This is a genomic window from Paludisphaera sp. (genome assembly GCF_037189885.1).
Lineage (GTDB): Bacteria > Planctomycetota > Planctomycetia > Isosphaerales > Isosphaeraceae > Paludisphaera.
On record NZ_JBBCIR010000040.1, the window covers coordinates 56,151 to 76,020 of the forward strand.

Below are 19,870 nucleotides of genomic sequence, written 5' to 3' on the forward strand. Positions count from 1 at the left end.
GCGGCGGGCCCCGCGATCGCGCCGGCATGATCGGCCTCCGGCGACGAACTTCGATATGATGGGCATCGCGGCGCCGCGGCATCGCCGGTCGGGCGGGCGCGAGGGAGGACGACCATGGACTCGACGTTTCGGCCGCGAAAGTCCGACCTGTACACGGCGATCGGGCTCACGCCGCTTTTCCTGGCCTGGGGAGGCGCGACGCTCTGGCTCGCCGGGAACGATCCCGCGATCCCCTCTCCCGCCGGCTTCGCCGCCCTGTCGGCCGTCCCCTTCTTCATGGCGGCGTTGTGCGCGTGGACGATCCTGGACCACCGCCGCTCCTCGCTGTCATTCCGGGGGAGCCGCGTCGTCCGCCAGGGCGTCCTGAAGCGGACGGAGATGGACCTCGCCGACGCGACGGGGGCGCGCTGGATCCCCGGCCGGCTCGTGAAGATCCGCGACGCCTCCTCTCGCCTGTCGATCCGCCTCGACGAGTACGAGAAGGCCGACCGCGAGGCGATCGTCGCCGGCCTGCGCGCGGCGATCCCGCCGGACGTCCAGCGCGGCTGGGACCTCTTCGCCTACAAGACGCGGTTCGGCCTCCCCGAGAAGCGGACTCCCGACCCGGGGGAGGTGCTGCGGACGCGCCGCGATTCGCTGCGGGTCTACCTGATGGTGGCCGCGGCCTCGATCCCGGCGGTGGCCCTCGCGTCGTGGGCGACGGGCGAGCCGTCGACCCTCTTCGCGATCCCGGGCCTGCTGGCCCTCGCCCTGGGCTTCTCGCTCGCGACGCCGAAGGACGGCGAGGTCGTCCCGCGGATCTCCTGGCGGGCTTCGCCGGGGGTCGTCTTCATCCTCGCCTGGGGAGGCCTCGGGCTGGTGCTGATCTCCGGCTTCAGCGGCCTCTGGGACCGTCTGCCGGCCCCGGCCACCCTGGCGGTCGCGGTCGGCGTGGCCTACATCGCGGCCTTCGTCCTCGTGATGAACCGCTTCGAACGCCTGCGCATGGCCCGCGACGAGGAGGCCGCGAAGCGGGCGGCGAGGGAGCGGGACGAATCGGGATTCCCTTCGGGCGGCGTCCGGCTATGATGCGAGGCATGGCGAACACACCGGCCCCCACCCTGCTCGAACGGCTGTTGGATTCGATCGTCGACCAGCTCACGCCCGACGCGGCCGAGGTCTTCACGAACCTCTACGCGCCCGACGAGGTGAAGGCCCGGCTCGACGCGCTGGCCGAGAAGCTCCTGAACGACGGCCTGGAGCCGGCCGAGCGGGACGAGTACGACGGCCTGATGCAGATCGTGACCGCCGTCTCCATGATCCAGGACCGCATCGACGCCCGATACGGCGTCGAGACGCCCCCGGTCGCCGATTCCGGCACCTACATCGAGAGCGTCGACCTCGGCGCGCCGGTCATCCCCATGCCGTCGTCGTCGCGCCCCGTCGCCCAGTTCGACGGGCTCGAAGCCCTGCTCGAAGACCTCGACGAGAACATGCGGCCCCGGACGCGCGGCTGACGCGAGTCAGTCGGCCACTTCCTCGGCCGACGGTTCGAAGGACCCGATGGCCCCCCAGCGATGGCCGCAATCCTCGCAGGCCCATTCGGGGTCGCCCTCGCATACGCAGCAGCCGCCGAGGACGATCCGGCCCGCCGCCAGGTCGTCCTCGATCGCCTCGAAATCGGGCAGCCCGTAGAGGATCTCGGCCACTCGCGGGCCGCCGCCGCACCTCGGGCATTCCGTCGGCGCCCGCCGTTGGTCCATCCGCCCCTCCCGATCTGGCGCGGCCCCGGATCAGCCCGGCGTCGGCCCGTCGTCCCGGGCGTCCGGGTCGATGGCGGCGACGCGCGGGAGCAGGTCGTTCAACTCGGCCTGGAACTCGGCCATCCGCCGGAGCAGCGCCGCCATGCGCTCCTCGATCGGCAGCGTCTCCAGGCGCTCTAACTCCAGCCGGCGCGCCTCGGCCTCCGCGGCGTCGCGCTCGCGGCGGTGCTCGTCCTCGTCTTGCATGAGTCGATCGATGTCGTCCATGCCTCCAGCGTAGCGGCCCGGGGAAGGCCGATCAATCTCCCGAAAAATCGAGATTCCTGAAATCCCGCCGGCCCCGGCGTTGAGCATACAGGAGCATTGATGACGGTGCTCCTTGACATCCCGGAAGCAGTAACGATCGAAAGACGACATCGCCTCGGGGCGATCCCTGGTCCGGCATTGACTCGAGCCGGACGGCCCCCTCCCGTCCCCCCTCCCCCACCGGATAGGGCAGCCGCGCCAGCGACGGCCGACCCCCATCGGAGTTCGACGACACCGTCGGCGCGGGGCACCATAACTCGCCGTTATATCGAGCGGCCGACGACCATCGCCCGGCCCTCGGGCTATCCCCTGTTGAGTCAGGAGTATGACACGATTTCCTCGGCGAAACCCAGGACCACGCATGCAAATGTTTCGCCCGCCGTAGTGAATCCATTAGCGCCTTGTAATGCTCTCATGCGGAGATCCATTGCAGCCATGGCTACGACACTCGAATGGCGATTTAGCGTTCGGCGTGTGCCGCGGCCGTGACGAACGCGCGGTGTTTGACGTTCACGCCGAGCCGCTGGGACCGGTCCTGGGGCGGATCGACCGGGCGAGTCCCCAGTGGCCGCATGTGGGTCGTGACGCTTCTCAACATGCTTCCGCGGCCGCCCTCACGCGGCGCGCGGGCCCTGGAAGCCGAGCGCCTGCTCCCCGTGGGAAGTGGCGGTACCCGGTATCAGGCCGTGGTCAGGTCCGATCTCCCTAGGGAAGACCGCCGCCGTCGGCGACGTCAAGAGATCAAGCACCTGGTTGGCGGCATGGGCTAGCGCCCGTTTCCGGGACAATCCTACAAGGCCGCCACGCCTCAAGATCTTTCGGTCTTCTAACAGCCAACGTGAACTCCTTGGCTAAACCTGGACACTAAAACAATCTACAATCCACAACATTCAGTGTTGACATCCGTCTTAACGCCAATCACCCTTGCGTGAACGGGTACGTATCGGCGAGGTGCCCGAAGCCTCGGCCATGGTGGCACGACTGTGCATCGTGGCACAGCGGGGCCTTCTTATTGACCACGGCGGTCAGCCCTCGTCCCGACTCCGTCATCCACCGAGACGACTCGCACCCACCGAACGACCACCTAGAGTGACCAGGACGCCCACGATGCTTGTGACAAACTGGATCGCCGAACGGTGCCGACAGGCAACTGGCCCTTGGTTCGACTCGCGATCCGCTCGCCGTGCCCGGCTCTCCCGCGAGCGATCACGTCGCGGCAAGGTCGCCGCGTGGGCCGAGCCGCTCGAACCTCGCCTGGTCCTCAGCGGCACGTCGTCCACGCTGGCACGGTTCTTCGACGCGGGCTACTACCTGATGACCAACCCGGACGTGGCCTCGGCGGTCCAGGCCGGGGCCATCGGCTCGTCCCTCGAGCACTTCGCCCAGTACGGCGTGAACGAGAACCGCAGGCCCAGTCAGTTCTTCGACGCGAAATATTACCTGGCCACCAACTCGGACGTGGCCTGGGCGGTCCAGGCCGGGGCCATCGGCTCGCCCTTCGAGCACTTCGTCCGCTTCGGCGTCCAGGAGGCCCGCAAGGGCGGGCTCGTCGATCGGTCGACGAGCGTCGAGGCGAGCAACAACCGCCTCGAGCGACTCCTCGCGGATGCCCCCGCGATGACCGCGTCGACGTACACGCGGCGCCCGACCTTGCTCATCCTGACGCAGGGGGCGGCCCAGACAGGCGTCGGGACGGCCAGCGCCGGGCAAACCCTCTACCAGTGGCAGGAAGACCTTCAAGAAGCACTCCATCGGGATCTCACCAACGCCGGCTCGCAGGTCCACACGATGTTCATCAGCTGGGACTCGCAGGCGGCCAACACGCGGCAGGCCGAGTCGTTGGCAATGCGGATCCAGAATTGGCTGGGCCGTAGGACGAACATGTGGGACGTCGTCTTCGTCGGCCACAGCCGGGGCGCCATCTTCAACCAGGAGGTCATAAGGCTCCTCGGCCGGCCCAGCAAGATGCGCAACCTCCAGCACATCATGCTGGATCCGACGGCCGCGGTCTCCATGGGCGACCAGTACCCGAATGTCATCTCGGACACCGTCCATAACGCCGTCGTGTACGATGATGGCTATCAGTTCCTGCCCTTGGGGCTGGTGCGCGATTCGCTCCCGATCAATGGCGCGGCCTACCATCGCGTGACCGTGCCGGGGGTCGGCTATTACGACACGTTCGCCAGCCATAGTCGTCTCCCGGAGTGGTACGCGGACGAGGAATACAAGAAGGACCTGCGGTGGCTGCTCGACGGGAAGCCGGTCGTCACCACCCCGTTCGTCGCGGAGCCTTTGCCCGCGTTCAGCTACATCACGGTGCGGGACCCCGCCGGCGACTTCAGCGATGTCCTGGACATCGGGATCGACATCCGGGATGGCAACCTCCGCGGATCCATCAGCGTCATCGGCATCGGCGGGGCCGACATCACCATCGGCAAGGACGGCCTGGATGTGGGCTTCGGCGGGACGGTCCTGGGGAGCGCCGGCGCGTCGATCTCGCACAAGGGGATCACGGTCAGCGTGCAGGCCGGGGGGATCGGGCCCGTGAACGTGGGCGGCGGGCTGATCCTGGGGGTCGATGAATCCCGCCTCGACGTCGACCTCGGGCCGCTTCGCATCAACCTCGGGACCAAGGGTGGTGGGCTCTACTTCGGCGGCAAGAAGGTCGACTTCTCCGAGGTGGCCTCGATCTCCCCGGGCGACTGGACGATCAACACGACGAAGGTCGACGGCGTCGTCAGCGAGACCTACACCGACGGCGTGCGGAAGGTTCGCGAGGTTTGGAATTCCGCCGGCAGGAAGATTCAGAATGAGTTCCTCGACGGCTCCGGCCAGTGGGTCTCCCAGAGGCTCGACGCCGCCGGCAAGGTCGTCAGCCAGTGGATCTACTTCGGCGGCAGCGGCTCGCGGCTCAAGGAGTGGAAGGCCTGGGCGGGCGACAAGCTGACCGACTTCGAGGAGTACCTGTCCAACGGCAGGAAGGAGTTCGACCGCTGGCTCAACGGCTCCGGCCAGTGGGTCTCCCAGAGGCTCGACGCCGCCGGCAAGGTCGTCAGCCAGTGGATCTACTTCGGCGGCAGCGGCTCGCAATTGTACGAGTGGGCCGCCTGGAACTCGTCGGGGGTGGTCACGAACCTGGAGCGGTTCACGAGAGGCGGTGTGCGCACGCTCGATGCGTACATCAGCACCGCCGGCAACTGGGTCGAGAAGAGGTTCACCAACGGAGTTGAATCGTCGCTGCGGATGTGGAACTCCGCCGGCAAGTACCTCGGCGACCAGTACAAGAACTGGACCGACGCCGCGGCGAACCTCGATCCCACCACGAAAGGCTGGTGGCCGTTCTGAGGAAACGTGAGTCACCCGCTCACTGCTAAACCGCTTTCCGAGAGCACCAGGGATTGGATGCGCGACCAAGCCCTGCCGCCCCGCTCTCGGATGCCATTTACCGGCCAAGAATCCGTGCCATCCAGTGGACAAATTAACAAGACTCCCCCGGCGGGAGAGGGGGGCGCGCGTGTAACGCCCGTCGGGCTCGGCGTGGGGCGAAAAACCACTTCGAACACGACGAACGAAGCCAACTCGATTCCTCCGCAATATCAATCCCCATAATGGCTTACGCCAAACACGCGCGAAACGTCGGCGCGCGAACGAACCCAACCCGCGGACCGGTCGCCGCTCGGCGTGGGGGGCGGAGCGAGGAGGTCCGGCGGCCGGTCGACGCTTGACCGGGCTCGCCGGGGAAATAGGATACCCGGACGCCCGGCCGTCATCTCGGCGGGCCTTTTGGTCCCAGGGAGACAGCATCATGAAGGCGATCTTGCTCCGCGACCCGGGCGGCCCCGAAATGCTGAGGGCGGAGGACGTCCCGGACCCGACCCCGGGGCCGGGCGAGGCCCTCGTGCGGCTGAAGGCCGCGGCGCTGAACCATCGCGACGTCTGGATCCGCACCGGCCAGTACGCGGGCATCAAGCTGCCGGCGATCCTCGGCTCCGACGGCGCGGGGGTGGTGGAGGCCGTCGGCGAGGGGGCCGACGAGGCGCTCGTCGGCCGCGAGGTCGTCATCAACCCCAGCCTCGATTGGGGCGACGACGAGCGCTTCTTCGGCCCGGACTTCCGCATCCTGGGCCTGCCCGACCACGGCACCTACGCGCAGTATGTGAAGGTCCCGGCCGCGAACGTCCATCCCAGGCCGGCCGGCCTTAGCTGGCAAGAAGCCGCCGCGGTCCCCCTCGCCGGGCTGACGGCCTATCGGGCGCTCGTGCCCCGCGCGGCGGTGAAGGCCGGCGAGACGGTCCTGATCCCCGGCATCGGCGGCGGCGTGGCGACCTTCGCGTTGCTGTTCGCGAGGAAGCTGGGGGCGAGGGTCCTCGTCACGTCCGGCTCGGACGAGAAGCTCGAACGCGCGAAGGCCCTCGGTGCCGACGGCGGCGTCAACTACCGGGACGAGAAGTGGGCCGACAAGGTCCGCGAGCTGGGCGACGGCGGCGTCGACGTCGTCGTCGACGGCGTCGGCGGCCAGACCTATGACCAGTGCATCGACCTGCTGAACCCCGGCGGCCGGATGGTCACCTTCGGCGCGACGACCGGGCCGGTCCCGCAGGTCGCCACGCGGCGGATCTTCTGGAAGCAGCTCAACCTGCTGGGCACCACGATGGGCTCGCCGGCCGACTTCGCCGCCATGCTCACCCTCTTCGCCAACGGCGGCCTCCGCCCCGTCGTCGACCGCGTCTTCCCGCTGTCGAACGCCTCGGAGGCCCACCGCCACATGGACGAGGCCGCGCAGTTCGGCAAAATCGTGCTGGAGATCCCCTGAGAGCGAGCCCTCCGGCCGGGTCGAGGGGGTTGCTCGCGCCGTCGGGCGGGCTTACGATGCGCCTCGTTCGCCCCTCCCCCCCGCGACATCCCGTCGCGGGGGCCCGCCCGCGAGATGATTGCGATGAACACCCTGCTGTTGCTCTCGGCCGCCCTCCTGGCCTCCTCGGCCGACGCCCCCCTGACGCCCGTTTCCGCCCGCGCGTTCCACGTCCTCCCCGATCGACCGGCGGTCCTGGAATGGCGGCGCGAGGGGGCCGACGCGAGCCCGCTCGATTACGTCGCGCGCGGCTACCACGGCGAGGAGGAGGCCCGGGGGAAGGCCCAGATCCGCGCGGGGGTCGTCCGGGTCGAGCGGTCGTTCCCGCGGGGCTATCACGAGATCGAATTCCCCGCGACATCCCAGCGCTTCGGGGTGCTGTCGCTGCCGAGGGCGGAGGGCCCCCCCGACCCGTTCTTCGCCATCGACGCGGCCATGTCCTGGCTGGTCGACGACGACGCGACCCGCGACGAGTTGATCGCCCTGGCCCGATCGACCGGGCTGTCCATGATCCGGGAGCGCGTCAACTGGGGCGCGATCCAGCCCGCCGCCGACCGCTGGGATTGGCGGGCCGACCGTCGGTATGACGAGCTGCGGGCGTCCTACCGCGCCGCGGGCGTCCCCATCCTGGAGATGGCGCACGACTCCCCCGCCTGGGCCGGGCGGGTCGCCAAGTACCCCCGCGACCTCGTCGCCACGGCCGACTCCTGGGGCGCGATCGCCCGGCGTTGGGGGGCGGGCTGGGGGGCCGTCGAGCCGTGGAACGAGCCCGATATCTCCTTCGGCGGCGACATGCCCGGCGACCAGTACTCCGCCTACGCCAAGGCCGTCGCCCACGGCGTGCGAAGGACACCCACGCGGGCGCCGATCGTCGGCGGCGTGATGGCCCACTTCGAGCCCGAGTTCATGTCCGCTTGCGCCGAGAGCGGCCTGCTCGACCGCCTCGACGCCTTCAGCTTCCACGACTACGGCCCCGCGACGGCCTTCGAGGGCCTGATCGCCCGCTACCGCGGCTGGCTCCGGGCCGCCGGCAAGGGGGACATGCCCCTCTGGATCACCGAATGCGGCTGGCCGTGGCGGAAGGGCCCGGATCGCCCCCCGGTCGACCAGGATATCGCCAGCGCCTCGCAGATCGTCATGAAGGCCGTGGAGGCGCGGGCCTGCGGCGTGGAGCGGTATTTCTCGTTCGTGTACCCGTACTACGAGGAGAACTCGAACAACTTCGGCATGATGGACCGCCGCGCCACGCCGACGCGGAGCATGGCCGCCTACGCCCAGGCGATCCGGGCGCTCGCGGGGCTACGCTACCTGGGCGACCTCCGCCACGACGACCCCCGCGTCGCGCGGGCGCGAGTGTTCGGCGACGACGCGAGGGCGGTCGTCGTGGTCCACTCGACGACGAACGGGGCCGAGCTGGAGCGGCCGATCGACCTCGGCGCGCCGCCGCTCCGGGTCGAGGGGGCCGACGGCCGCGCGACGGCGACGCGCGACGGCCGCCTCGTCCTGACCGACGGTCTGGCCTATGCCTGGTTCGATCGCGCGACGATCGCCCCGAGGCTCGACGCGGACACCCGCGCGATGGCCCTGCATCCGGGCCGCGACGTCCCGAAGGCCGAGCCCTCGCCGGTCGTCCTGCGTCACCGATTCGACCCGGCCGTCGTCATCCCCGGCGCCGGTGGCTATCGGCTCAAGAAGGCGGGCCCCGGCGCCACGCCGATCGTCGTGGAGGTCTTCAACCTCGGCGACTCGGCCGAGGCGCTGGAACTCTCGATCGCCGTGGAGCCCGAGGGCCAGGCCGGCGACTTGACCCCGCTCCGAGTGGAGGCGGCCCCGCGATCGGTCGTGGAGGCATCCTGGACGCTCAACCTGGCGGAACCGCCCGCCGACTTCGCCCCGATCCGGATCCGGCTCGAGGCCCGCGGCCCCGCCGGCGTCCGCGACCGGCTGGCGTTCACGCTCCTCGGCGAGCCGAGCCTCGAGGCGGCGGTCGCCCGCCTGCCCCGCCACGCCCGGCTGCCGATCGACGACCGCTCCCGATGGACCCCCAACATCGGGGCCGGCGGGGAGATGACGATCGAGACCGGCCCCGACGGCTGGAAGCTGGGCGTGAGGCACGCCCCCGGGGCCGACCGCTGGGCCTACCCCCACTTCCGCCTCCCGGACTCGGTCGACCTCTCCGAGGCCCGGGGCCTGCTGATCCGCGCCCGCTGCCGGCAGCCGGCCGACGCGCGGGTCTTCCTCTGGGAGGGGGATTCGGACGTCGGCTACATCAACGGGCTGAGCCTGATCCCGGCCGACGGCGAATGGCACGTCGCCCGGGTGGATTTCGACGCCCTGGTGCCCAGCGGGGCCAACGCGCCCGACCCCGACGGCAAGCTCGACCGGGGCTCGGTCCGACGGATCGGCCTCGGCCTGAACAGTCGGACGGACTCCAACGAGTTGGAGGTGAGCGACCTCGTCGTCGCCTGGTGACCGGACGACGCTCAGCCGGCGCGGGACGGCGCGACCCGCATCCGCGAGAGAAGGTCGACCAGCGCGTCGTTCATGACCGGCTTGAGCAGGTGCCCGTCGAACCGCGCGCCGTCCCAGTCGTCCTCGGGGGCATAGCCGGAGACGGCGACGAGCGAGGCCCGGTCGAGGCCGCCGCGGCGCAGGCCGTCGGCCACGGCGTAGCCGTCGATGTCGGGCAGGGAGAGATCGAGGAGGACCACGTCCGGGTCATAGCCCTTGGCGGTCTGGAGGGCCGTCCTGCCATCATAGGCAACGGCCACGTCGTAGCCGTGCATCCTCAGGAGCATGGCGGTCGTGTCGGCGGTGTCGCGGTTGTCCTCGACGATCAACACGCGAGAGACGCCGTTCGGATCGAGAGTACTCATCGTTGTGGCTCCAGCCGCCCTCGGGTGGATTCGAGACGACACGCCACCGGGTCGTGCATTCGCAAATCCTGGGCCGAGACCTGCGCGGGCGTCCGCCGCGTCCGGTCGACTCAATCAACGAGCGCCGCGTCGGGATCGACCCGGCGGGGTGGGCAGGACTCGCCGCCATCTTCGAGGCGAGTCAGACCGTGGAATCTTATCGGCGTTGGCCTTGTTTGGGAACTGGCGCGGCCGAAAAAAATTCGACAATCGCTGGACAGGAAGAGGACGCCGGACGACGGGGGCCGTCTCGGCGTCCACGGGTGGGGCTTGGCCTATCAAGACTTACGGCGAGCGGGGCTCAGGCGCTTTCCTTCTTGCGCTCGGCCTTGGAAAGCGGGATAGGAGGGGCGTCGAAGAGGCCCTTTTCCTTGCGGACGACCTCGGGGGTGACGACGTACTTGCCCTTGTCCTTGGCGACGCGGTCGGGGAGCTCGTACATCACGTCGAGCATGATCTCCTCGACGATCGAGCGGAGGCCGCGGGCGCCGGTGTCCTTCGCCTTGGCCATCCTGGCGACCTCGGCGAGGGCGTCGTCGGTGAACTCGACGTCGGCGCCCTCCATCTCGAAGAATCGCTTGTACTGCTTGACCAGGGCGTTGCGGGGCTCGGTCATGATCTTGACGAGGGTCTGCTCGTCCAGCGGCATGAGCGGGCAGAGGACCGGCAGGCGGCCGATGAATTCGGGGATCAGCCCGAATTCCAGCAGGTCGTCCGAGGTCGCCCGGGAGAGGAGGTCCCCCAGGTCGGTGTGCTGCTCGGTCTGGGTCTGGCTGCCGAAGCCGATCGTCTTGCGGCCGACCCGCTTGGCGATGATGTGCTCCAGGCCGACGAACGTCCCGCCGCAGATGAACAGGATGTTGCTGGTGTCCATCTGGATGTACTGCTGCTCGGGGTGCTTGCGGCCCCCCTGCGGCGGCACGTTGGCGACCGTCCCCTCCAGCATCTTCAGGAGCGCCTGCTGGACCCCCTCGCCCGAGACGTCGCGGGTGATCGAGACGTTGTGCGTCGTCTTGCCGATCTTGTCGATCTCGTCGATGTAGATGATCCCGCGCTGGGCGGCTTCCAGGTCGAAGTCGGCGGCGTGCAGGAGCTTCAGGAGGATGTTCTCGACGTCCTCGCCGACGTAGCCGGCCTCGGTCAGCGTGGTGGCGTCGCCGATCGCGAACGGGACGTTGAGGATCCGCGCCAGCGTCCGGGCCAGCAGGGTCTTGCCGCTGCCGGTCGGGCCGACGAGGAGGATGTTGGACTTGTCCAGCTCGACGTCCTGCTCGGGGTCGTCGCCGTGGACCAGCCGCTTGTAATGGTTGTGCAGCGCGACGGAGAGGACCCGCTTCGCCCGCTCCTGGCCGATGACGTAGGAGTCGAGCTGCTCCTTGATCTCGCGCGGGGTGGGGATGTCGGTGAAGAGGGTCTTGGGGACACCCCTCCGCCGCCGCTCGCGGTCGAGGATCGACTGGCAGAGCTCGATGCATTCCCCGCAGATGTAGACGTCGCCGGGGCCTTCGACGAGCGGTCCGACGTCGCGGTAGCTCTTGCGGCAGAAGGAGCAGTAGGCGTTCTTCTTCGCGCCGGCGGATCCGGAGGTCACGCCCCCGCCGCCGCGCTTCCCGCCCCCGGAACCCCCGCCCGTGACGTCCTTACCTGACGGCATGCCAAGCCCTTTCGTCCCTTGAGAAGGGATCCCGCCGCGACCGCCCCGATCGGGCGGGGTCCGGGCGACGCGAGGGGGGCGGCTTGCCCGCGAGCCTCGCGATCCGCCGTCGACCGCAGGTCTTGATGGTCCTGGAGAAGAAAAGAGAGCGTCGCGAGCCCGAAGGGGCCTCTCGCGAGCCCCACGTCCGCGGCCGCCACCGGGCGGGCCTTCCCTGGCCAAGCACATTCTAGATCACGGCCACCGTCCAAGCAAGTCCGGACGACGATCCCGGCGGGCGCGCCGGGCGGTCCTCCCGGCGGGGAGGATCGCGCGGGCCCCGCCGTCACTCGGGGAGCCCCCAGGCCGCGGGGTCCGACCGGATCGCCGCGACGAGCCGACGGCCGGCCGCGCTCATCGTCAACTCCCGGAGCCCCCCCGGCTCCACCCAGGCCGCCGCCGACATCCCGGATCCGGGGACAAGCTCGGCCCCTCCCGGACGAGGCCGGGGCGTCGCCGCGTGGGCGTCGAGCCGCACGCGGTAGCGGGTGACGCCGTAACTCAAGGAATGCACGAGGCTCCCGACGACGATCTCGACCCCCGTCAGCCTCTCCACCCCCCGCTCCAGGTCGATGGAAGGGCCGAGCCCCCCCCTGCCCGCCGGGTCGGGCCCCACCAGGTGGACAGTGGGGAACTCCCAGAATCCCGCCCACAACCCCGGCCCCGCGCGACGCACCATCAGGACGCGCCCCGCGTCGACCACCACGGCGCAGGCCTCGGCCACCTCCTGGGAGGCGGTTCGGGCCGGGAGCCGGGGGATCTCCGCCTGGAGCCCCAGCCGCCGCGCCTCGCACGACTCGGCGACCGGGCAGATCAGGCATCTGGGCTCGCGGGGGGCGCAGACCAGGGCCCCCAGCTCCATCAGGGCCTGGTTGAAGTCCCCTGCCCGCTCCCCGGCGACGAGACGGCCCGCGACCTCCCAGAGCCGCGCCAGGGGCTTCGCGGTCGTCACCTCCCCCCGCTCCGCCACCAGCCTGGCCAGCACTCGCCTGGAGTTGGCCTCCACGATCGGCTCGGGGAGGTCGAACGCCTGGGAGAGGATCGCCCCGGCCATGTATCGGCCCACCCCCGGCAGGGCCCGGACGGCGGCCGGGTCCCTCGGCATCCCGCCGCCGTGATCGGCCACGATCGCGCGGGCCGCCGCGTGGAGCTGGCGCGCGCGTCGATAGTAGCCCAGGCCTTCCCAAGCCTTCAGCACGCGCTCCTCGTCGGCCGCGGCCAGGCTTGCAAGGTCGGGAAACTCCGCGACGAAGCGGTCAAAGTAGGAGACGACCGCCGCGACCGTCGTCTGGACGAGCATCATCTCCGAGACCAGGATCCGATACGGGTCGCGATCCGCCCGCCAGGGGAGCGGACGCTTCTCGACGTCGAACCAGGCCAGCAGCCGCTCGCGGACCCCGGCCAGCCACCCCGACGCGTCCTCCGGTGCCATTCGCCCCTCCTCCAACGCACCCCCCTCCCCCCGCGTCAGGGATTCTCGCGAGGGCGTTCTCGGCCGCCCTGGAAGATCGCATAAGATGTCGCGGCACGGAAGGAGAATACGATTTGGGAAATTTTTCCGGCCACCCATTGACCCTAATATGGCGAGAGCGTAAATTGCATCGGCGGGATAAAAGCAGCGAATGATTCCCGCAAACATCAATGCATGCAGCCGATCAATTTTTCTAATCCGGGAAACCTGAGCGACCTTTCCCGCGACCGGGAATCGACCCTCAACCGAGCCTCGCCGCAATGCCGCGTGCGAGCGTCTTCAAATCCCCGAGAGCGTCTGGATGAACACCACGACATCGACGATCCTGCCGGCGCGACGACCTGCGTCGGAGCGCTCCGAGACCTCCCGCTTCGTCCCGATCCCCGCGACCTCCCGCCGCGGCGCGATGGACCACGACCGTCCCACCCCGTTCGAGCTGGCCGACCGGCTGGCGGGGGTCTGGAGCCGCAACGAGCGACGGCTCGCGGAGCTGGACGCCCTTGAGGCCGGCATCGCCGCGGCCCGAGGCCGCCTGGCGAAGACCTCGGCCGCCCGCGCCGTGGTCGAGGCCCACCTCGACCGGCTCCTGGCCAGGCGCGCCGCCTGCGTCGCCGCGGCCCGCGTCGACGCGGCCTCGGCGGAAGGACTGACCCGCGAATGGGACGCCAGGCACGCCGTCCGACGTGCCGTCGGCGGCTGACGCGAGGTGATCGAAGCGTTCCACCCCACCCCCGAACCTCGGATTGCTCGATCCACCCCCGATGGAATTGGGGGCCCGGCCGACGCCGAAGACGCGCCGGATCGAGCGAGGGACTCCACGATGAGCACCGATTCCACCCCGACCGCCGCCGCCGACCGCCGCCGTTCCGCCCCCGACTTCCCCTCCCGCTGCAACCCGACCCGGCCCACGGCCGACGCCGAGGCGCGGGCCGACATCCCCGCCCGCTGCAACCCGTCCCCCCGCCCCCCGCTGACCGACGCCCAGCGCGACCTGGCGACGCGATACATGCCCCTGGCCAAGTCGATGGCCCGGCGGCTGGCGACGGTCTTCGCGTTCGGCGCCGACGACTTCCGCGCCGCGGCCGCCCTCGCCCTGGTCGAGGCCGCGCAGGCCTTCGACGAGTCGCGGGGCGTCGACTTCTCCACCTTCGCCCGCCACCGCATCCGCGGCGCCCTGATCGACGCCCGGCGGAACTTCCTCTGCGGCGGCTGGCGCGGCGACCTCTCCCTGGCCCCCCGCTTCGAGCCCCTCTCGCCGGGCTCCGAGTCGCGCGGCCAGCTCTACGGCGCCACGGCCGACGAGCCCGTGGGCATCGAGATGGAGACCGAGGAAGACGTGGCCTTCTGCCTCGGCCGGCTCTCCCCCCGCCAGGCCGCCGCGTTCCGCCGCATCTACCTGGAGGGCAGGACGCAGGAGGAGGCCGCCGAGCTGGACGGCTGCTCCAAGGCGACGATGTGCCGGCTCCACCGCGACGGCCTGGAACGCCTCTATGAGATGCGCGGGCACCTGCTCGCCGCCGGATGAGCGTCGCCCGGGCCGATCACCCGGATCGAGGGAGGGCCCGGGGGGAGCCGCGTCGGCCTCCCCCCGGGCCCTTCTTGTTTCGAATCCCGGCCCGATCGCCCGCGGGTCAGGCGGCGCGGTCGGTGGAGAGCGACGGGTGGGCCCGCTCGTGGAGGAACTGGTGCATCGCCCCCACGACGTACCGCTGCTCGGCCTCGGCCAGCTCGGGGTAGATCGGCAGGGCGATAGTCTCGCGGGCGGCGGCCTCGGTCCGGGGGAAGTCGCCCGGCCGGTAGCCCAGCGAGGCGAAGCAGGGCTGGAGGTGCAGCGGGATCGGGTAGTAGATCTCGGTGCCGATCTTGCGGTCGGTGAGGTATTGCCGCATGTCGTCGCGGATCGCCCCCGGGACGCGGACCACGAACTGGTTGTAGACGTGGAAGTTGCCGGGCCGCTCGATGGGGAGCTGGACCATCTCCTCCAGGCCGTGCGAGGCGAACAGCTCGCGGTAGCGGTCGGCGACCTCGCGGCGGGCGGCGGTCCAGGCGTCGAGATGGCGGAGCTTCACCCGGAGGATGGCCGCCTGGAGCGCGTCGAGGCGCGAGTTCAGGCCGACCTCGTGGTGGTGGTACTTCGGCTCCATGCCGTGGACCCGCAGGCGGGCGAGGCGGCGGGCGAGGACCGGGTCGTCGGTGGCGATCATGCCGCCGTCGCCGAAGCCGCCGAGGTTCTTCGACGGATAGAAGCTGAACGCGGCGGCCGTCCCGAGCGTCCCCGCGCGGCGGCCGTGGTACGCGGCGCCGATCGCCTGGGCGGCGTCCTCCAGGACCATCAGCCCGCGACTCGCCGCGATCTCGCGGATCGGGTCCATGTCGGCGGTCTGGCCGTACAGGTGGACCGGGATGATCGCCTTGGTCCGCTCGGTGATGGCGGCCTCGATCGCGCCCGGGTCGATGTTGAACGTGTCCGGCTCGATGTCGACGAAGACGGGCCGGGCGCCGGCGCGCCAGATCGAGCCGCCGGTGGCGAAGAACGTGTAGGGGGTGGTGATCACCTCGTCGCCGGGCCCCAGGTCGATCGCCATCAGCGGCAGCAGCAGGGCGTCGGTGCCGGACGCGCAGCCGATGGCGTGGCCCGCGCCGCAGTACTCGGCGATCTCGGCCTCCAGGCCGGCGACCTCCGGGCCCATGACGAAGCCCTGGGTCTCCATGACCTCGCGGACGACGGGCTCGATCTCGTCGCGGATGGCGTGATACTGGGCGCGCAGGTTGAGCGCGGGAACCCCCGCCGGTTCGTAGGGAAGGGCCATTGTTCGTCACTCCTTCGACGCCCGATGCGACCACGCCCGTGGGCGTGCGCGTGCGAAATGCACTCGAGGTGGCGTCTCCCTCCTTGGAGTAGATCGGCGGGGCGAGTTCTATCCCTTTCCTCAAAAGTCGTCAACCGCGCCCGAATCCCCGCGCGTTCCGCCCCGACCGGCCGGGTCGGCCGCGATCCCGCCGCCGCGGTCGACCTCCTCCACCCGGGCGGCGACCAGCCGGTCGAGCAGCGGGTGGGGGCCCAGCGGCGGGCCGAGCGCGAACTCGACGCCGGGGTGTCGCGCCGACAGGTCGTCGCGCGCGGCGACCAGGTCACGGTACAGGTGGACGCCGTCGGAGAGGAAATAGGGGATCATCAGCACCCGCCCCGCCCCGCGCGCCACGCAGGCGGCGGCCCCGGCCGGGATATCGGGCTCGGCCAGTTCCAGGAAGCTCGGCTCGACGATCGGCCGGGGCCCGGCCGCCTCCAGGCGCGCGGCCAGGTCTCGGAGGTCCAGATTGGCCGCCTCTCGCCGGCTGCCGTGGGCGATGAGGAGGACGGCCGTCGTCTCGGCGGAAGTTTCCATCGTTGGCATGTCCCCTGTGTGTGGTCGTCGGTCGTCATTCTAACCAGAAGCCCGGGAGCCCGTCGCCCATGACTTACGTGCACTACGCCCTGCTTTCCGCCCTGTTCGCGGGGCTGACGGCCCTGCTCGCGAAGATCGGCGTGGCCGACGTCCCCTCGAACCTGGCGACCCTGATCCGGACGGTCGTGGTCGTGGGGTTCGCCGCGGCGATCGTCCTGGCCACGGGAGAGGCGCGGGAGACGCGTTCGCTCGCCCCGCGAGACTGGTTGGCGCTCGTCGGCTCCGGGCTGGCGACGGGGGCGTCGTGGCTGTTCTACTTCGCGGCGCTGAAGCACGGGCCGATCTCCGGGGTCGCGCCGATCGACAAGCTGAGCTTCCTCGTCGCGATGGCCCTGGGCTTCCTGGTGCTGCGCGAGCCGGTCCGGCCGCTGACGCTCGTCGGCGCCGCGCTGGTCGCGGCCGGCGTCGCGTTGACGATCCCCTCGATCCAGGACTCGTTGCGACGGCTGTTCTGAGCCGACGGGCGACTTCGGCCGTACCGCGCTTGACCGCCCCTCGCCCGAAACACTAACATCCTGTTTAGTTTATGGTCCGGACGATGGAGACCGTCTCGCGGGGGAACGCGAGGAAGGCGCAAGGTGGATCTAGGATGAAGAACGACCCGACCCCGCAGCACGCCCCCGGCACGCCCGCCCCGGGCCGCCATCAATACCAGCATCCGACCCCGACGGTGATCCACGACCCCGAGCAGGACATGACGGTCCTGGGGCGCTGGGTCCACCGCGCCATGAAGGAGCCGGTGAAGCTCTGGGGCGCGGTGATCGGCGGGGCCGTCGCGATCCTGGCCGTCGTGATCCTGTACAACCTGGCGTCCGGCGGGGGGGCCGCGTCCTCCGAGGCCTGGAACAGCCTCGACGCCGCCCGCAGCGCCGACGACAAGCTGGAGGTCGCCAAGGCCAACCCCGAATCCCCGGCCGCGAGCTGGGCCCGGCTGGAAGCCGCCGCGCAGCTCTACCAGTCCGGCGTCTCCGACCTCCCGAGCAATTCGGACGCCGCGCTCCAGACCCTCAAGAAGTCGGCCGACATCTACGAGCAGCTCGTCGCGTCCGAGCCCAAGGACTCCCCGGTGGCCCTCGCCGCCGCCTTCGGCCTGGCCCGCTGCCTCGAGGCCCGCAACGAGCTGCCGAAGGCCGTCGAGCAATACAAGCTCGTCGCCTCCACCTGGCCCGATTCCGCCGAGGCCGCCGAGGCCAAGGATCTGGCCGAGGCGCTCCAGAAGCCCGAGGCCGCCGAGTTCTACACCCAGCTCTACGCCTTCAAGCCGTCCAAGGTGAGCCTCCCGCCGCTCGGCACCGAGACGCTCGACTTCCCCGACGTCATCCCCGCCCCCACCGACTCCGCCTCCCCCGCCTCCTCCCTCATCCCGCCCCCCCCTCCTTCGCCCGTGACCGAGGAGCCCAAGGCGGAAGCGGAAGAGGCCGCGCCCGCCGGCGAGGAAGCGCCCAAGGCCGAGGAGGCCGCGCCCGCCGTCGAGGAGCCCAAGGCCGAGCCCGACGCGCCGGCGGCCGAGGAAGCGCCCAAGGCCGAGGAAACCCCGCAAGCGTGAGGGTCTAGCGACGGGGGCCGTCGATTTTCGAAGGGCCCGCCGGTCGAGACGTGATCCGCCCGAGCGAGCCGACGCCGGGCGTCCTTCTCCCACCAAGGGAGGAGGCCACGCTCGCCCGGCCATCTCCCACGCCCAACGACCGCCGAATCGGCCTCATCTCGCGAGAGCAACCCCATGGCGACGCCCCCCCTGAACGCCCGCAGTCGGCGCATCACCGCGGGGGACTCCCGCGCGCCGAACCGGGCGATGCTCCGCGCGGTCGGCTTCTCCGACGAGGACTTCGACAAGCCGATCGTCGGCGTCGCCAGCACCTGGAGCGAGATCACCCCCTGCAACGCGCACATCGACGTCCTCGCGCGTCGCGCCAAGCTGGGGGTGGAGTCGAACGGCGGCAAGGCGCAGATCTTCGGCACGATCACCGTGAGCGACGGCATCTCGATGGGGACCGAGGGGATGAAATACTCCCTCGTCTCCCGCGAGGTCATCGCCGATTCGATCGAGGTCGTCTCCAACGCCCAGGCGTTCGACGGCCTCGTCGCCGTCGGCGGTTGCGACAAGAACATGCCCGGCTGCATGATCGCGATCGGCCGGCTCGACATCCCCAGCGTCTTCGTCTACGGCGGGACGATCCTCCCCGGCGCCCATCAGGAACGGAAGCTCGACATCGTCAGCGTCTTCGAGTCGGTCGGCCAGGTCTGCGCCGGCAAGATTTCGAAGGAGGTCTTCCACGCCATCGAGGCCCACGCCTGCCCCGGCGCGGGCTCCTGCGGCGGCATGTACACCGCCAACACGATGTCCACCGCGATCGAGGCGCTGGGCATGAGCCTGCCGAACTCGGCCTCGCACCCGGCCGTCGGCGCCGCGAAGGGGGACGACTGCGAGGCGGCGGGCCGGGCGGTCCTGGCCCTGATCGAGCGCGGCATCACCCCGCGCCGGATCATGACGCCGCGAGCGTTCGAGAACGCCATCACCGTCGTCATGGCGCTGGGGGGCTCCACCAACGCCGTGCTCCACCTGATCGCGATGGCGAAGGCCCTGGAAGTCCCGCTCTCGCTCGACGACTTCGACCGCCTGAGCAAGCGCGTCCCCCACCTGGCCGACCTGAAGCCGTCGGGCCAGTACGTGATGGCGGACCTCTCCGAGATCGGCGGCACGGCGGCGGTGATGCGGATGCTCCTCGACGAGGGGCTGCTCCACGGCGACTGCCTCACCGTCACCGGCAAGACCCTGGCCGAGAACCTGGCCGATTTCGAGCCGATCGCGAAGGGTAACCCGATCATCCGCCGCCCCGCCGACCCGCTGCGGGCTTCGGGGCCGCTCGTGATCCTCAAGGGGAACCTCGCCCCCGAGGGGGCGGTCGCCAAGGTGTCGGGGCTGGAACATCCCTCGATCACCGGCCCGGCGCGGATCTTCGACTCGGAGGAGGACTGCCTCGCCGCGATCCTCGCCAAGCGGATCAAGGCCGGCGACGTGGTGGTCATCCGCTACGAGGGCCCGCGCGGGGGCCCCGGGATGCGCGAGATGCTGGCCCCCACGGCCGCGCTGGTCGGCGAAGGGCTCGGCGAGTCGGTGGGGCTCATCACCGACGGCCGCTTCTCCGGCGGCACGCACGGCCTGGTCGTGGGCCACGTCTGCCCCGAGGCCCAGGTCGGCGGCCCGCTCGCGGCGCTGCGCGAGGGGGACATCATCACCATCGACGCCGATCGCCAGGAACTCTCCGTCAAGCTCCCGGACGAGGAGATCGCCCAGCGCCTCGCGGCCTGGACGCCGCCGCCGATGCGATACCGCGGCGTGCTCCGCAAGTACGCCCGCCAGGTCGTCTCGGCCAGCGAGGGAGCGGTCACGGATTATTAACAACGGTTCCCTGGGCCTGGCCCCCACCGATCGCCCTCGACGACG

The 19,870-nt window shown here is 70.5% G+C and carries 17 protein-coding genes; 10 read left to right on the forward strand and 7 right to left on the reverse strand.

Annotated features, from left to right (window positions below; all coding sequences use genetic code 11):
* Positions 1-114 precede the first annotated feature (114 nt).
* A complete protein-coding gene (locus tag WG209_RS13525) occupies positions 115-1,068 on the forward strand; it encodes a hypothetical protein (RefSeq protein WP_337175582.1) in 954 nt (317 codons plus the stop codon).
* Positions 1,069-1,076: 8 nt separating this feature from the next.
* Entirely contained in the window at positions 1,077-1,496 is a 420-nt protein-coding gene (locus WG209_RS13530; protein WP_337175583.1) for a hypothetical protein, read from the forward strand.
* A gap of 6 nt (positions 1,497-1,502) precedes the next feature.
* Here the strand turns inward: WG209_RS13530 and WG209_RS13535 are convergent, their stop codons facing one another.
* Both WG209_RS13535 and WG209_RS13540 read right to left on the reverse strand, forming a co-directional pair.
* Positions 1,503-1,742 carry a hypothetical protein gene (locus tag WG209_RS13535; protein WP_337175584.1) on the reverse strand — a complete coding sequence of 80 codons (240 nt, stop codon included), beginning with the start codon at positions 1,740-1,742 and terminating at the stop codon, positions 1,503-1,505.
* Between the two features lie 30 nt (positions 1,743-1,772).
* Positions 1,773-1,988, reverse strand: a complete 216-nt coding sequence (locus tag WG209_RS13540) for a hypothetical protein (RefSeq protein ID WP_337175585.1) — start codon at positions 1,986-1,988, stop codon at positions 1,773-1,775.
* 1,167 nt (positions 1,989-3,155) lie between these two features.
* Here WG209_RS13540 and WG209_RS13545 point away from each other — a divergent pair.
* The 3 genes from WG209_RS13545 (at position 3,156) to WG209_RS13555 (ending at position 9,372) form a co-directional block, all read left to right on the forward strand.
* Positions 3,156-5,393: a hypothetical protein gene (locus WG209_RS13545; protein WP_337175586.1), complete on the forward strand. Its 2,238-nt coding sequence runs from the start codon at positions 3,156-3,158 to the stop codon at positions 5,391-5,393.
* Between the two features lie 460 nt (positions 5,394-5,853).
* Entirely contained in the window at positions 5,854-6,861 is a 1,008-nt protein-coding gene (locus WG209_RS13550) for a zinc-binding dehydrogenase (protein WP_337175587.1), read from the forward strand.
* A gap of 123 nt (positions 6,862-6,984) precedes the next feature.
* Positions 6,985-9,372 (forward strand): hypothetical protein, encoded by a 2,388-nt coding sequence (locus WG209_RS13555; RefSeq protein WP_337175588.1) that lies wholly within the window; start codon positions 6,985-6,987, stop codon positions 9,370-9,372.
* Between the two features lie 11 nt (positions 9,373-9,383).
* On the opposite strand, the gene WG209_RS13560 is transcribed toward WG209_RS13555, so the two are convergent.
* The 3 genes from WG209_RS13560 to WG209_RS13570 form a co-directional block, all read right to left on the reverse strand.
* The gene (locus tag WG209_RS13560; RefSeq protein ID WP_337175589.1) at positions 9,384-9,776 is read right to left on the reverse strand and encodes a response regulator; all 393 of its coding nucleotides are present in this window, start codon (positions 9,774-9,776) and stop codon (positions 9,384-9,386) included.
* Positions 9,777-10,116: 340 nt separating this feature from the next.
* Positions 10,117-11,469 (reverse strand): ATP-dependent Clp protease ATP-binding subunit ClpX, encoded by a 1,353-nt coding sequence (gene clpX, locus WG209_RS13565; RefSeq protein ID WP_337175590.1) that lies wholly within the window; start codon positions 11,467-11,469, stop codon positions 10,117-10,119.
* A gap of 325 nt (positions 11,470-11,794) precedes the next feature.
* The gene (locus WG209_RS13570) at positions 11,795-12,940 is read right to left on the reverse strand and encodes an NUDIX domain-containing protein (RefSeq protein ID WP_337175591.1); all 1,146 of its coding nucleotides are present in this window, start codon (positions 12,938-12,940) and stop codon (positions 11,795-11,797) included.
* A gap of 340 nt (positions 12,941-13,280) precedes the next feature.
* On the opposite strand from WG209_RS13570, the gene WG209_RS13575 reads away from it, so the two are divergent.
* Positions 13,281-13,679, forward strand: a complete 399-nt coding sequence (locus WG209_RS13575) for a hypothetical protein (protein WP_337175592.1) — start codon at positions 13,281-13,283, stop codon at positions 13,677-13,679.
* Positions 13,680-13,799: 120 nt separating this feature from the next.
* Complete coding sequence (locus WG209_RS13580) at positions 13,800-14,504, forward strand: sigma-70 family RNA polymerase sigma factor (RefSeq protein WP_337175593.1); 705 nt, start codon at positions 13,800-13,802, stop codon at positions 14,502-14,504.
* A gap of 106 nt (positions 14,505-14,610) precedes the next feature.
* On the opposite strand, the gene WG209_RS13585 is transcribed toward WG209_RS13580, so the two are convergent.
* Both WG209_RS13585 and WG209_RS13590 read right to left on the reverse strand, forming a co-directional pair.
* Positions 14,611-15,789 (reverse strand): DegT/DnrJ/EryC1/StrS family aminotransferase, encoded by a 1,179-nt coding sequence (locus tag WG209_RS13585; protein ID WP_337175594.1) that lies wholly within the window; start codon positions 15,787-15,789, stop codon positions 14,611-14,613.
* A gap of 120 nt (positions 15,790-15,909) precedes the next feature.
* Entirely contained in the window at positions 15,910-16,365 is a 456-nt protein-coding gene (locus WG209_RS13590; protein WP_337175595.1) for a CbiX/SirB N-terminal domain-containing protein, read from the reverse strand.
* Positions 16,366-16,433: 68 nt separating this feature from the next.
* On the opposite strand from WG209_RS13590, the gene WG209_RS13595 reads away from it, so the two are divergent.
* The 3 genes from WG209_RS13595 (at position 16,434) to ilvD (ending at position 19,825) form a co-directional block, all read left to right on the forward strand.
* Positions 16,434-16,880, forward strand: a complete 447-nt coding sequence (locus WG209_RS13595; RefSeq protein WP_337175596.1) for an EamA family transporter — start codon at positions 16,434-16,436, stop codon at positions 16,878-16,880.
* Between the two features lie 134 nt (positions 16,881-17,014).
* A complete protein-coding gene (locus WG209_RS13600; protein ID WP_337175597.1) occupies positions 17,015-17,971 on the forward strand; it encodes a hypothetical protein in 957 nt (318 codons plus the stop codon).
* Between the two features lie 174 nt (positions 17,972-18,145).
* Positions 18,146-19,825, forward strand: a complete 1,680-nt coding sequence (ilvD, locus tag WG209_RS13605) for a dihydroxy-acid dehydratase (protein ID WP_337175598.1) — start codon at positions 18,146-18,148, stop codon at positions 19,823-19,825.
* Positions 19,826-19,870 lie beyond the last annotated feature (45 nt).

What these genes read in the sequence shown, in the direction of transcription:
- WG209_RS13580 (WP_337175593.1), top strand. Translation starts at nt 13,800, where the DNA reads ATGAGCACCGATTCCACCCCGACCGCCGCCGCCGACCGCCGCCGTTCC.
- WG209_RS13545 (WP_337175586.1), top strand. Translation starts at nt 3,156, where the DNA reads ATGCTTGTGACAAACTGGATCGCCGAACGGTGCCGACAGGCAACTGGC.
- WG209_RS13535 (WP_337175584.1), bottom strand. Translation starts at nt 1,742, where the DNA reads ATGGACCAACGGCGGGCGCCGACGGAATGCCCGAGGTGCGGCGGCGGC.
- WG209_RS13540 (WP_337175585.1), bottom strand. Translation starts at nt 1,988, where the DNA reads ATGCAAGACGAGGACGAGCACCGCCGCGAGCGCGACGCCGCGGAGGCC.
- WG209_RS13560 (WP_337175589.1), bottom strand. Translation starts at nt 9,776, where the DNA reads ATGAGTACTCTCGATCCGAACGGCGTCTCTCGCGTGTTGATCGTCGAG.
- ilvD (WP_337175598.1), top strand. Translation starts at nt 18,146, where the DNA reads ATGGCGACGCCCCCCCTGAACGCCCGCAGTCGGCGCATCACCGCGGGG.
- WG209_RS13555 (WP_337175588.1), top strand. Translation starts at nt 6,985, where the DNA reads ATGAACACCCTGCTGTTGCTCTCGGCCGCCCTCCTGGCCTCCTCGGCC.
- WG209_RS13550 (WP_337175587.1), top strand. Translation starts at nt 5,854, where the DNA reads ATGAAGGCGATCTTGCTCCGCGACCCGGGCGGCCCCGAAATGCTGAGG.
- WG209_RS13530 (WP_337175583.1), top strand. Translation starts at nt 1,077, where the DNA reads ATGGCGAACACACCGGCCCCCACCCTGCTCGAACGGCTGTTGGATTCG.
- WG209_RS13590 (WP_337175595.1), bottom strand. Translation starts at nt 16,365, where the DNA reads ATGGAAACTTCCGCCGAGACGACGGCCGTCCTCCTCATCGCCCACGGC.
- WG209_RS13600 (WP_337175597.1), top strand. Translation starts at nt 17,015, where the DNA reads ATGAAGAACGACCCGACCCCGCAGCACGCCCCCGGCACGCCCGCCCCG.
- WG209_RS13570 (WP_337175591.1), bottom strand. Translation starts at nt 12,940, where the DNA reads ATGGCACCGGAGGACGCGTCGGGGTGGCTGGCCGGGGTCCGCGAGCGG.
- WG209_RS13585 (WP_337175594.1), bottom strand. Translation starts at nt 15,789, where the DNA reads ATGGCCCTTCCCTACGAACCGGCGGGGGTTCCCGCGCTCAACCTGCGC.
- WG209_RS13595 (WP_337175596.1), top strand. Translation starts at nt 16,434, where the DNA reads ATGACTTACGTGCACTACGCCCTGCTTTCCGCCCTGTTCGCGGGGCTG.
- WG209_RS13575 (WP_337175592.1), top strand. Translation starts at nt 13,281, where the DNA reads ATGAACACCACGACATCGACGATCCTGCCGGCGCGACGACCTGCGTCG.
- WG209_RS13525 (WP_337175582.1), top strand. Translation starts at nt 115, where the DNA reads ATGGACTCGACGTTTCGGCCGCGAAAGTCCGACCTGTACACGGCGATC.
- clpX (WP_337175590.1), bottom strand. Translation starts at nt 11,469, where the DNA reads ATGCCGTCAGGTAAGGACGTCACGGGCGGGGGTTCCGGGGGCGGGAAG.